Annotated in this window: 10 protein-coding genes; 6 read left to right on the plus strand and 4 right to left on the minus strand. The window is 43.2% G+C overall.

Going from position 1 to position 12847, the window contains the following annotated elements; all coding sequences use genetic code 11:
* The 4 genes from QZ135_RS06355 to QZ135_RS06370 form a co-directional block, all read right to left on the minus strand.
* A partial coding sequence (locus QZ135_RS06355) for a carboxypeptidase-like regulatory domain-containing protein (protein ID WP_294606915.1) occupies positions 1 to 658 on the minus strand: 658 nt, incomplete at its 3' end.
* A 421-nt stretch (positions 659 to 1079) separates the two neighbouring features.
* The gene (locus QZ135_RS06360; RefSeq protein WP_294606917.1) at positions 1080 to 2531 is read right to left on the minus strand and encodes a sialate O-acetylesterase; all 1452 of its coding nucleotides are present in this window, start codon (positions 2529 to 2531) and stop codon (positions 1080 to 1082) included.
* A gap of 40 nt (positions 2532 to 2571) precedes the next feature.
* On the minus strand, positions 2572 to 3465 hold the full coding sequence (locus QZ135_RS06365; RefSeq protein ID WP_294606919.1) for a sialate O-acetylesterase: 894 nt from the start codon (positions 3463 to 3465) through the stop codon (positions 2572 to 2574).
* Between the two features lie 72 nt (positions 3466 to 3537).
* A complete protein-coding gene (locus tag QZ135_RS06370; protein ID WP_294606921.1) occupies positions 3538 to 4578 on the minus strand; it encodes a polysaccharide deacetylase family protein in 1041 nt (346 codons plus the stop codon).
* A gap of 387 nt (positions 4579 to 4965) precedes the next feature.
* On the opposite strand from QZ135_RS06370, the gene QZ135_RS06375 reads away from it, so the two are divergent.
* The 6 genes from QZ135_RS06375 (at position 4966) to QZ135_RS06400 (ending at position 12768) form a co-directional block, all read left to right on the plus strand.
* Positions 4966 to 6486: a glycoside hydrolase family 28 protein gene (locus QZ135_RS06375; protein WP_294606923.1), complete on the plus strand. Its 1521-nt coding sequence runs from the start codon at positions 4966 to 4968 to the stop codon at positions 6484 to 6486.
* A gap of 124 nt (positions 6487 to 6610) precedes the next feature.
* Positions 6611 to 7030 carry a hypothetical protein gene (locus QZ135_RS06380; protein WP_294606926.1) on the plus strand — a complete coding sequence of 140 codons (420 nt, stop codon included), beginning with the start codon at positions 6611 to 6613 and terminating at the stop codon, positions 7028 to 7030.
* Between the two features lie 303 nt (positions 7031 to 7333).
* Positions 7334 to 8188, plus strand: a complete 855-nt coding sequence (locus QZ135_RS06385; protein WP_294606928.1) for a FecR domain-containing protein — start codon at positions 7334 to 7336, stop codon at positions 8186 to 8188.
* Position 8189: 1 nt separating this feature from the next.
* Positions 8190 to 10973 (plus strand): TonB-dependent receptor, encoded by a 2784-nt coding sequence (locus QZ135_RS06390; protein ID WP_294606930.1) that lies wholly within the window; start codon positions 8190 to 8192, stop codon positions 10971 to 10973.
* Positions 10974 to 10988: 15 nt separating this feature from the next.
* Positions 10989 to 12128, plus strand: a complete 1140-nt coding sequence (locus QZ135_RS06395; RefSeq protein ID WP_294606932.1) for a DUF4249 domain-containing protein — start codon at positions 10989 to 10991, stop codon at positions 12126 to 12128.
* A 286-nt stretch (positions 12129 to 12414) separates the two neighbouring features.
* Positions 12415 to 12768, plus strand: coding sequence for a hypothetical protein (locus QZ135_RS06400; RefSeq protein ID WP_294606934.1), 354 nt, complete (start codon positions 12415 to 12417; stop codon positions 12766 to 12768).
* Positions 12769 to 12847: the final 79 nt, after the last annotated feature.

Consider the following 12847-nt stretch of genomic DNA (forward strand, 5'->3'; position numbering starts at 1 on the left):
TAGCCGAGGCATCTTTCAGCACAGTGATGTTTTCGATATCTTCAGGGTCAATGTCCGCCATGGAACGTTCCACGCCATCCACCTGAATCAACGGAGCGGAATCCGCCCAAGTACCCTGACCACGTACGAAAATCGTGGCAGCATCCGAACCCGGCTCACCCGAATACTGTACGGTAGTCACACCGGAAAGCTGACCCGCCAACACATTGTTCACGGAAGATATCGGCGTACGAACCAAATCATCCGATTTCACACTCGAAAGCGCACCGGTCACCGTCACTTTCTTTTGTACGCCATAGGCCACTACTTCCACTTCGGCGAGCATTTCGGAATCTTCCGATAAAATGATTTTCATATTCCCGGCAGTCGCTTTCAACACCTTGGTCTTATAACCGATGTATGAAATCTTAATGTTAGTACCCACCGGGACATCCAATTTGAAATTCCCATCAAGATCAGTAATCACTCCAACCTTGCCGTCTTCCGACAAGACATTAGCTCCAATGATAGTTTCTCCATTACCATCTACCACAACGCCTTGAATACCCCTCTGCTGTGCATAGAGATTCACGGAAAGCACCGATAGCAATGTAATGAAGAAGAATTGCCTGAACTCATGCAGACAACCAAACAGATTGTTTTTTCTTCTGTTTTTCATGCATTCTTTTTTTTAAGTTAACATTACAGTTCTAATTCTCAATTTATTTCTGATAAATCAAAAGTGTTACTTGAAACACATTGCAAATGTAACCACATAGGATATGCGATTGAATGTAAAATTGTACGAAAGCATGTAAAAACAGACACACGACTAAAAAGACATCCTATCCATCATTCTCCGGTACTATTCTCCATTCTTTTACATGATTTTCCATGAAAGACAAACCCTTAAAACAGGCCTTCCGAAGAACGATAATTAAAAATTAACTTATGTACAATAACCATCCTTTTCCAAGGCTACACCCTTTTGCGCAGATGGCTACACTATTATCAGCTATTACTAAACTATTTTTCTCCAGTTGGGAAAAAAGATCTTTTCAGTTAGAAAAATAAAACACCCATTATACCATTTCTATTTTTCACCTTCCTGACAAAGAAACCCTTGAAAAAGGAATCGCAGGCAAACCTTCCGAATTTACAAGATTTGGCATTGCCGTTTCATGCCAACCGAAACGCACCTGTACCGGTTGCACGATCTCAGGATGATAAACGACTACTTTATTCCGTCCTCTTATATCTGCCAACGCCGGGCGGAACACTCCATCCTTTCCTGCAATCTCAAACCAGTCCAAGCGACCTTTATTGTTTGTTTTCAGCCCATCAGCAACATGCCCGAAAGATACGACTATGGAATCAGCCACAACTTCCGCCTTATCGGCACAAGGACCCGACCAAACCACTTCCGCCAAGCCATAATCTTTAGCTAAAGCTACACGTGCCAGACGCTCTCCTACTTTCCATTTATAAGAAGGATGAATATCCCTCAGCTTATCTACAAGATCCGATACCACAACAAAATCAGTATTCGGAATCATGCTCCTCGCCTTTATCTGCTGCTGATGAAATATCGGTAGCTCTTCGGCAGTAACCGGTGGCCTATCCTTAGACATCCTATTAGAATAGAGATGCGGAGCCAATAATACAGAATAGAACGGTGCACCCGGAACATTAAAAGACTTCCTCCAACTATCTACCAATACCTGATACTTTTCAGCATATTGCCTGTCACGTATCATGCAATTACTCTCTCCCTGATACCAAAGACAGCCTTTAATGGCAAACGGAGCTAAAGGATGAATCATTGTTTCATACCGCTCTCCCGGAATCATGCCATCCATTTTACCTTCACCTTCTTTAAGTTGCGAACCGAAAACCGGAGAATGTTCATACGCTTCCTTCGATGTCCAAGTCTCTATGCGCGATCCATTTACGGCAGCTGTTATAATACCTACGGGTACATCAAGCTGTTCCTGAAGGGCTTTTCCGAAAAAGTAACCAACTGCTGAAACTTCTGCAAGACTTTCCCCGTCTGCCACCTTCCACGATACCGGTTTATTGTCGCGCCTGACCACAAAGACACGAATCATCTCATTAGTCGGTTTCCGGAGCTCCAAAGCAGCCAGATTCTCTCCTTTTGCCGGAAGGGCATAATTATCCGGTAGTTTCATCTTATATACCATATTCGATTGTCCGGAACATAACCAAACTTCACCTACAACAATATTATCATAAACAATACTTGTTCTTTTCCCTTTTATCGACATTTGCTGAGGATTCTTATTGGCAGCCATCGGCTTCAACTCAGCCATCCAGCGTCCTGAAGCATTTGCACGTACTTTCACCCGCTGTTTACCGAAAGAAATTAAAATAGCCTCATTAGGTTCGGCCGTTCCCCATACAGGAATCTTCTGTCCCTGCTGCAAGACCATGTTTGATGAAAGCACTTGGGGTGTCGACAACTGCGCATGTGCAATCATATTGGAAAGCAACACTCCGAGAATACACAATAAAGTCCGTAAAATCAATTTCATACCCACTAATTTCAATTATCAATACGTTTCCGGAATTCCTTTAAAACATTATTTCAGCCAAACGCTTATACATTTCCTTACCCAAATGCTCTGCCGATTTCTTATTAAAATGAAGTCGGTCATTCAACAGCTCCGCATCAGACATATCTATCAAATAGGCATTTGAATCTTCCTCTGCCAAGCGGCGCATACCTGCTTCCACCTCACTGCTATAAGATTTATTACTTCTGGCAACTGTGCCGAATATAAAGGGAAGTTTCGAATAATCCTTGCCTGTTTTCTGACTTAAATGTGTGCGCACATAAGTAACTACAGCCTTCAAATTATCATAATAATCTTTTCCCTTACGCTGATCACTCTCTCCCTGATGCCAAAGAAAAGCATCTATGTTATACCCTTCTTCCAACTTCGAAAGAGTTTGCTCAATACAAATATCTATTTCCTGAATAAATGACAATAACAGCGATCTTCCTCCCTTAGATGTCGATTCTGTTTGAGATAGCCATTCAGGATTTGCCGACCAATATCTTCCTTTTGCAGAATCATAATCAGGAGCAATAGAAGTTCCACCAACTGCCCATTTAATCACATAAAATTTATCTTTTAATAACTGTTCCAGCCAATAATAAGTCACAGCATCATAGGCCCACAAGTTATTTCGCTCACTTCGCGCAGCCCGAGGCCAAAAAGGAATGAATTTTCCGTCCGGATCATTCTGTGCAATCCGGCAATAAGAATATGCCCCTTCGGAATACTCTACAGTATCTTTTGCCAATGCTTTAATATAATCTGGTAAGTCCTTATTTGAGGTCCGTCCGTCAGTATTCGACTGACCTGCTGCAATAATTACATGAACCGATTTGGAAGCAGCTACATGACAACTACTTACAACAAGAATAAACAACAAAATAGAATACATCATCACTTTTTTCATAAGACTTTCATTTTTAGTTTTATGTCTACTGATTCTTACATATCATAACAGACATGTTCTTTATGATTTTACTTATTTAAGATTTACTTCTATCACACCTCCATAAGGATTAAAGTCAAAAACTGCTTTATCTGTATGAAGTTGCACAGGCAGTTTCTTCCCGTCTTGTCTGACGGAAATCTTTTTTATCTGCTTTCCTTTAATAACCAGCGTCAACGGTTCTATAAATAACTCCTTATCCAAAGTCAATTCCGGAGTTATTCTTAAATGATTTTTTTCGCATACAATATCCAACTGAGCCGCTCCCTTTTCTTCAACATAAGCTGCCACTTCACAGAATGTCCCAACCCAAATTTTATCCTCCTTTGCTTTTACTTGATCCAAATGATCCCAAAAGCGTTGTGGATTACGAAAAGCATCATAACCATAGGTCAGGCCATGCGTCATCCCTACCCCCCAATCATTAGTTTCTATTAAAGTATTTACCCAGGCTTCCAGATTCTGAGGAGTAGATTTACTACCGATAGAACGTTGTTTGGTCCTTGTACCTACCCGATTCTGAACTGCAATCCTCTTAGCCTCTTCTTTCTTATTGTTATTAGGATACACAAAAGTACGGGGCACGACTCCTGTATTGGCAAAGATGGCACTATCGTTCTTATAAATATCTTCTCTGATTTCCTCTAACGGGAATCGCGCAAAATTCTTATGTTTCCAACCATGATTTGAGATCTCATGTCCTCTGTCCGATAAGTCTTTCACTTGCGACCAGCTCATCCTCGTGGTATCAGTAATTAGTCCACTATCACTATTAATCTTAGAACCATTAATAGCAAATGTCCCCCGGAATCCCCTTTTCTCAAACTGAGGAGCAACTAACGAATATTGTTCTGCCAAGCCGTCATCGAATGTATAACTAATAGCGCAAGCCTTATCACCTTTATACGGAGCAATAGCCAAAGTATAGTGTTTCTTTAAAGCAGTCTGGACAACAAGAGTGTCCTGTCCACTCATATGGTAATGAATTCTCCCCTTCTTTGTGAAAGTTATCTGTTTGGCATTTACCGATATCCCAATACCCAGTACAATCAAAATCACGAATAGCTGTCTCATATCCTCTATTTTTCAATAATATTAAAATGTATCGCAAACTTAGCACCGTATAAGAAAAGAGGCAATGTAAAAACAGACAAAAACATAGAAAATCGTGTTTTTCATCAAATTCCAGTACTCCTAACCTCTATTGAAACACACTTGCTCCGTACCAACACCGTACTTTCTCCGTGCAGAGGTACCTCTGAGTGGAGAATGTACGGAGCAAGTACGGTTCGGATACGGTTCAGGTATGGGCAGGGTAGGAATACCGTACAAAAACAAATATTACATGCATCTGTACATACCTCTATATAATAAATGGTGCAAATGCCCTACTTTAGCGGTGATTTTTTCAATAGAATTCATAGAGATCAGATGACAATTAATAATCAATACTTTAATTATATGAAAAGAAGATATACCTTTTCCCTGCTCTTGTCAGGAGCACTTCTTTTGTCGTGTGCACAACCTCGACTGGATACTAATAACTTTGAATGGGGAGCAATCCCTCAACAACCGGACTTCTCTTGGACAGAGAATGTAGGTAGCCGGCAATTACCGGATAGTAGTACAGTGGTATCCGCTAACTCTTTCGGTGCTGTTGCCGATAGTACGGTTCTTAGTACAGATGCCATTCAAAAAGCAATAGACAGTTGCGCACTCTCCGGGGGAGGAACCGTTACGCTGCAACCGGGCTATTATCTGACAGGAGCACTTTTTGTCAAAAGCGGAGTTAATCTGCAAATAAGTAAAGGTGTAACCCTAATAGCCTGTCCTGATATCCATTGTTATCCGGAATTCCGCTCGCGCATTGCAGGCATTGAAATGGTATGGCCCGCAGCAGTAATCAACATCATCGGTGAAGAGAACGCATCTGTCAGTGGTGAAGGGACTCTAGATTGCCGAGGAAAAGTATTCTGGGATAAATACTGGGCTATGCGAAAAGAATATGAAGCCAAAGGTTTACGTTGGATTGTGGATTACGACTGCAAACGTGTCCGGGGAATTCTTGTTGAACGCAGTTCGGATATTACATTAAGCAATTTCACACTAATGCGTACAGGATTTTGGGGATGCCAGATTCTATATTCCGATCATTGCACCGTTGATGGTCTAAATATAGACAACAATATCGGCGGACACGGTCCCAGCACAGACGGCATCGACATTGATTCTTCAACTAATATCCTGATAGAAAACTGCATCATAGACTGCAACGATGATATTATCTGCCTTAAAGCAGGCAGGGATGCTGACGGATTGCGGGTAAATCGTCCTACGGAAAATGTACTGATACGTAATTGCACAGCTCACAAAGGAGCAGGGCTTATAACCTGCGGAAGCGAAACTTCCGGCAGCATACGAAACGTACTAGCTTATGACCTCAAAGCCATCGGCACATCAGTGGTATTTTTGCTCAAAAGCGCCATGACGCGCGGTGGAACTGTAGAGAACATCTACGTGACGCGTGTAGAAGCGGAAAATGTCCGCCGGGTTTTCGGTGCCGACCCCAATTGGAACCCGAAATACAGTTATAGCACATTGCCCGAAACTTATAAGGACAAAGAGATTCCTGAACACTGGGAGGTTATGCTAACCCCGGTAACCCCTACCGAGAAAGGATATCCTCATTTCCGGAATATATATTTATCGCAGGTGAAAGCCAACAATATACAGGAATTCGTTTCCGCTTCCGGTACAAGCGATTCACTGCGTCTAGAGAATTTTTATCTTCATGACATTGAAGCACAAGCACAAAAAGCAGGAACAGTTTGTTTCACACGAAATTTCAATATGACAGAAGTAAAACTCGATATTCCTGATGCCCAACCGATAAAGCAGAAAGAAAATGAGCAAAGTAATATTCGGGTAGAATATGTGAAACAGCCCCATGAGCAGCTCGCAGCCGAAGATTCAAAGCATTAGCATAGCGCATTGACAGTTGTCTCATACTTTTAACAGATTTTAGTTGCCTGCCTTATAGGGAGTTCATTCTTAGTTCCTGTCTTTAATCATGAACTATATTAAACTAAACTAAAATTAAAACAGTATGAAACAACTTTGTAAGCAAATGGCAGGAGCTGTAGGCATCCTCTTCATCCTCGCCGCATGTGGCAACGACAATTCTAATTATCCTCAAGAGTATGTAGGTTTTGACAAAGCTACCAAAAACTATTCGTTCGACAAGGCGAAAGACATGGAAGAGTTTGACGTAAAGATTATCGCAGCAGAAAAGAAAAACAAGGATAGAGAAGTTCTCGTCAACGGAGTAGGCATGCCGGGACAAGGAACTGTGTTTAGCATCGAAGATAAGAAGGTTATCATCCCTGCAAAGAAAAAGTCAGCCAATCTACGCGTGAAAATCTTTCCCAAAAGAATCAGTGGTAAGACGGAGTTCCGTATTGTCTGTACCCCACAGGATAAAGAGGCAAAAAGGACACAGATTACTGTTCACTTGGAACCCAAGTAACCCTTACCCATTTATGATGGGTAGGCGCAAAGATTCAAAGATTCATAGCTGTGCAGAAGAGAAGGAAACAAGGTAACGAGTTGACAAGGAGACAAGGGGCTGCGCAATGTTTCTACGCCGCAGGAAGCTTGTCCCCTCGTCAACTAGTAACCTCGTCAACTGATTCATAACCGCTCAGAAAGGAACCAATTCCGCCAGCAGATAGAAAGAATGAGCAAATAATGCTATTTTTCAAATAAAAGAAGAATTGGCGTAGGGAGTTTTTCCAGTTGACCTGTCTTTATAGGAAAGAGAAAGAAAAACATGGAACAAGAATTTGAAAAAATACTCGATAAACTCGTTGCCTCCACCCGCTCACCGAGAGGAAGCTTCTCGAAGAACAACAGCTGGAAACTCCTTGAAAAACGGTTACCACGTCTGCAACGCCGCATTCTTTCATTGCGCACAATGGCCGTGCTTTGCGTACTGGGCTGGTGGGCATACTATATGTTCGCCCCGGTACCATTGCAAACTGTATCCACACTGGCAGAAACTCGTAGTATCATACTACCCGACCAAACAGAAATTATGCTGAACCGCTACTCTTCCCTCACTTATCCCGAACGATTCAGAGGAAAAGACAGGAAAGTAAAACTACAAGGTGAAGCATACTTCGAAGTCAGCAAAGACGCCGCACACCCTTTCAAAGTGGAAGCCGGAGCAATCATGGTACAAGTTTTGGGCACGCACTTCAACATTGATGCCTATCCGGAAGATACCCAAGTAAAGGCTACACTACTCGAAGGCTCCGTTGCCGTCAGCCTTATTGGAAAAGCAGAAGAACGACTGATTCTTTCACCCAACGAAAGCGCTGTTTATAATAAGGATAAGAAAAGTCTGACACTGCATCCTGAGAAAAATGCAGCCCAAGAAATCGCTTGGCGAAACGGAACACTGCTCTTTAAGAGCACGCCTTTACAGGAAATCGTGCGGGAACTATCCAACGCATTTCACACAGATATCCGTATTGAAAGCACTGACTTAGAAAATTATCGCATGACGGCTACTTTCTCTGACGATGAAACACTGGAAGAAATTCTCTCCCTGCTTTGCCGCAACCAAAAGTTTGAATACACAAAAACTAATGACAATATAACAATCACACAAAAATTAAACTAGAATGAAATCCTCTATCTGTTCATCCCGCACCATCAGGAAAATCTTCCTGGTGGGAGCGGTTCTCCTCTCGACGTGTACTCTGCAGAGTACCATCGTATTTGCCAATTGCGTTCTACAGAAGACCAATCCTGCACAAACGCGTTTCAGTATCAAACTACAAAACGCTACGCTGGAAGAGTTTGTGAAACAAGTGGAACAAAAAACCGGATACCGTTTCATATACGGAGAAGAAGTACGCCTGAACGGACGTATCACACTGGCTGTCCGTGACCTTACCATTAACGAAATCCTACGGAAGGCTTTCAATAATCAGCCGATAGGCTTCGAAGTCTCCGGGAAACACATTTTGCTAAAAAAGCGGTCCATGCCGCAGAAAGCCGTAAGCCGGCGGTTCACTATCAGCGGATACGTGACGGACGGAGCGTCTTCCGAGACGCTGATTGGTGCCAATGTTCTCGAAAGTCGTCAGCGTGTGGGCACTGCCACCAATCCTTTCGGTTTCTATACCCTTACCTTGCCGGAAGGAGATGCCGAATTGATTTTTTCGTATTTAGGGTACGAAACACGGCACAGTTCGTTCCCGTTGAATAAAGACACCGTGCTCAATATCCGCCTGAATGGAAATAATGAACTGGCGGAAGTGATTGTCCTTTCGGACAAGAAAGAAGCCGGCATACAGGCTACTGCTATGGGAGCGCATGAAATTCCGATGACCCAAATACAACATACTCCGGCTGTGCTGGGAGAAGCTGATATATTGAAAACCATACAGTTAATGCCGGGTGTACAGGCAGGAACGGAGGGATTCTCCGGATTGTATGTGCGTGGCGGAGGGCCGGACCAGAACCTAATATTGTTGGACGGCATTCCGGTGTACAATGCGGATCATCTGCTGGGGGTGTTCTCCGTATTCACTCCCGAAGCTGTAAAAAACACTACACTCTACAAGAGCTCCTTTCCCGCCCGCTATGGCGGCCGCCTTTCCTCCATTGTGGATGTGCGCACCAACGACGGAGATATGCATCGTTACCATGGCGCACTCAGCATAGGTACACTCACCGACAAACTACACATTGAAGGACCTATCTGGAAGGGGCACACTTCTTTCAGCCTTAGTGCACGAGCCACGCACACAGCCTTCTTCAAGAACCTCATTGTGGACAAAGACGATGATTATGCCGACAAATACAACTACTACTTCTTCGACATCAACGCCAAAGTAAACCACAAGTTCAACGACCGCAGCCGCCTCTTTCTCGGTTTCTACAAGGGAAAGGACCACTATCACTTTGACAGTACCGACAACAATAGTTATTATAATGATAGTCAGCCAAAGTACTATTACGAGGATGACAGCCATCTGAACTGGGGGAACACCATCGCCTATGGCCGCTGGAACTATGTATTCAACAGTAAGTTGTTCTGTAACACCACCATTTCATACAATAACTATCTGATGAAATTCACTCAGGATATGGAAAATACGCAAACCTACCAAGGCCAGATAACAGACCGATACAGCTATTTCTCCCAATTTCGTTCTGGTATCAGCGACTGGGGCGCACGTATGGACTTCGACTATACCCCCGCACCGGAACATCACATCAAGTTCGGAGCTGAGTATATCCACCATACTTTCCGTCCGGGTATCTCCACCTCCAAACTTCAGGAAATAGAAAACGGAAAGCCGCAGGATGAAATGATTTATGATACCAATAATAACCAAGCGCTGCGTGGACAAGAGGTATCGCTCTATGCCGAAGATAATTTCAATCTGGGCAGACATCTCAGCCTGAATGCAGGAGTGCGAGCATCGCTGTTCTCCACGCAGGGGAAAAGTTACTATTCTGTTCAGCCACGCCTCTCCACCCGCTATGACTTCGGACAGGGGTTTTCCACCAAAGCGTCCTATACGTGCATGGCGCAATATGTACACCTACTCTCGTCCACTCCATTCTCCATGCCAACAGACCTCTGGGTGCCGATTACCAAAGACGTGCGCCCCATGTATGCCAACCAATATTCCCTCGGAGGCTATTACACCGGATTGCCCGGCTGGGAGTTTTCCATAGAAGGATACTACAAGCAAATGCGCCACATACTGGAATACCAGGATGGTGTCTCTTTCTTCGGCACCTCCACCAACTGGGAAGAGAAAGTGGAAATGGGTGAAGGACGTTCTTTCGGACTTGAAGTGATGGCACAAAAGACTTTGGGAAAGACTACAGGTTGGCTGGCATATACCCTGGCAAAAACCGACCACCGTTTCAAGAATGGTACCATCAGTCAGGGTAAATGGTTTCCTTATAAGTACGACCGTCGCCACAGCATCAGTCTGTGCCTAAACCATAAATTCAGCGAACGCATTGACGTAGGAGCTTCGTGGATATTCAATACCGGTGGATGCATCACAGTGCCCGAACGGGAAACCATTATTATCCGCCCCGAAGGCAACACTGAATCAGCCCCCTATATCTCTCAACGCAACAACTACCGCTTGCCCGCCAGCCATCGTCTGAATCTGGGCATCAACTTCAACAAGAAGACCAAGCACGGCATGCGCACCTGGAATATCAGCGTCTACAATGCCTACAATGCGATGAACCCCAATCTGGTTTACAGCAAATGGGAGAAGGAGCACTATGATATGGATGGCTATTATAACGACATGTATCAAGGGAATGGCAACCCAAGTGCCCCGAAGAAAATAAAGTCGAAGGCCAGAATCAAGAAAGTGACGATATTACCTTGCATACCATCCGTTACTTATACCTATAAATTTTAAAAAGCTACACCGGATATGAAAACAAGAATGAAATTACATCTTATTATATATATAGTTGTCGCCGGGCTCTTTACAGCTTGTGAGAACGAAATACCTTATAATCCCGGAGAACAACGGTCGATGCTCATCATGAACGCTTTGCTCAATGCCGGACAAACAGAAAACCTCGTCCATCTGTATCTCAGTGAAGGAAGCAACATAGGTCGCCTAAACGAAGCAACCCTTTCCCTCTATGTAAACGGCAAACAAACAGAATCTCCCCAAGCTATATCTCCCGAAGAGTACTACGAAAATCTAAAGGGGCAGCTTGACAAAGATTCCTATGAAACATTGCTAAAGAGCATGCACTTCAAGATATTCCGCCTCACCATTGTTTTGCAACCCGGAGACAATATCCGTCTGGAAGCCACGGCAGAAGGTGGGCTATATCATGTCAATTCCCAAGTCACCGTTCCCCAACCAGTGCAAAGCCTGCAAGTGGACACCTGCACCGCACTCATACGCCAATGGGGTAGTATGAGAGCTCACCGGCAATATCACATCACCTTACAGGATCTCCCTAACGAGAAGAATTACTACCGACTGGAGATAGTGAATAACAAAGACTTCCGTTGCATCACCCGTACTGCCAACAAAGACGAGAACGGAGACTACATAAGGGACGAAAACGGGAATTACATTTACACCACGACAAAGGATACAGTCGTCAACTACAGGTATACCGAACTCATCAATCGTGAAGACGTGATACTGACCGACGGACATATCACCAACTCGGATGACGACGAGAATGCGATGTTCCCCAACATTGAAAACAAGTATAACATCTTCACGGACAATCGTTTCACCAATTCATCGGCCACGCTGAAAGTTTACACCCCCCTTTATGACGATAACTATAATATCCTCCAAGACCTAAATTACACGCGTTGCTATCTGAAGCACACCATCACCGTGCGCCTGCTAAGCTTGCCGGAAACCTATTATCGTTATCTAAAAGCCCTGAACTGCATGGATGATGACGATTATGACGAAGTTATAATGGAACCCATCAGCCTGCCTAACAACGTAGAAGGTGGACTAGGCTTTGTAGGCGTTTCATCTGAAACTCAATATACCATAGATATGCCGGATAAGGAATGGGGATGGCGGTAAAACAAGATATCTACTTTCATTATGATTACTTCTATCCAATAATCATATTACGTTTGCATTACAAACAAAGCCTAAAACAAGCAAAATAACATCTGATAATTGACCTATATCAAGAAATGACATCTTACACTTCATTTTTCTCCTCTTATGCTTTTATGTTATAAAACACACATCTATATTTGCACAGGTAAAAAGAAAAAGCTAAGCGCTTAGAGCTATTTTCAATAGGTATTAGATTTTTAGGATTAGAATTGTTTTTAGGTATAACAAATTAAAAGTAGGTATTATGAAACGTTTAGGATTAACATTAGTGGCAGCAGTATGTCTGACTGCTTCGACATTTGCAGCAGGAAATCAGCCTACAACTGCAAAATGGGAGGGTAACATCAACGTAAACAAGTTGAGTAAATATTTGAAATTGTCCGCTGACCAGCACGAAGAAGTTGCAAATATCTGTGAATACTTTTCTGCGCAGATGGAACGAGCCACAACTGCAAAAAAAGATCAGAAGAAGAAACTTCAAAATGCAGTCTACGGAAACTTGAAGTTGATGAAAAAAGCACTGACTGACAAACAATATTCTGACTATGCCAAAGTATTGAACGTCACATTGCAGAATAAAGGTATCGAAGTTAAATAAAAAAAGAAGGCACTGAACATCACGTTGGGTGCCTTCTTTCTTTTATCAACACTATTTAAGCATTGACTCCCTAACCAAT

This window comes from uncultured Bacteroides sp. (assembly GCF_905207245.1).
Lineage (GTDB): Bacteria > Bacteroidota > Bacteroidia > Bacteroidales > Bacteroidaceae > Bacteroides.

What these genes read in the sequence shown, in the direction of transcription:
- QZ135_RS06360 (WP_294606917.1), bottom strand. Translation starts at nt 2,531, where the DNA reads ATGAAATTGATTTTACGGACTTTATTGTGTATTCTCGGAGTGTTGCTT.
- QZ135_RS06365 (WP_294606919.1), bottom strand. Translation starts at nt 3,465, where the DNA reads ATGAAAAAAGTGATGATGTATTCTATTTTGTTGTTTATTCTTGTTGTA.
- QZ135_RS06370 (WP_294606921.1), bottom strand. Translation starts at nt 4,578, where the DNA reads ATGAGACAGCTATTCGTGATTTTGATTGTACTGGGTATTGGGATATCG.
- QZ135_RS06375 (WP_294606923.1), top strand. Translation starts at nt 4,966, where the DNA reads ATGAAAAGAAGATATACCTTTTCCCTGCTCTTGTCAGGAGCACTTCTT.
- QZ135_RS06380 (WP_294606926.1), top strand. Translation starts at nt 6,611, where the DNA reads ATGAAACAACTTTGTAAGCAAATGGCAGGAGCTGTAGGCATCCTCTTC.
- QZ135_RS06385 (WP_294606928.1), top strand. Translation starts at nt 7,334, where the DNA reads ATGGAACAAGAATTTGAAAAAATACTCGATAAACTCGTTGCCTCCACC.
- QZ135_RS06390 (WP_294606930.1), top strand. Translation starts at nt 8,190, where the DNA reads ATGAAATCCTCTATCTGTTCATCCCGCACCATCAGGAAAATCTTCCTG.
- QZ135_RS06395 (WP_294606932.1), top strand. Translation starts at nt 10,989, where the DNA reads ATGAAAACAAGAATGAAATTACATCTTATTATATATATAGTTGTCGCC.
- QZ135_RS06400 (WP_294606934.1), top strand. Translation starts at nt 12,415, where the DNA reads ATGAAACGTTTAGGATTAACATTAGTGGCAGCAGTATGTCTGACTGCT.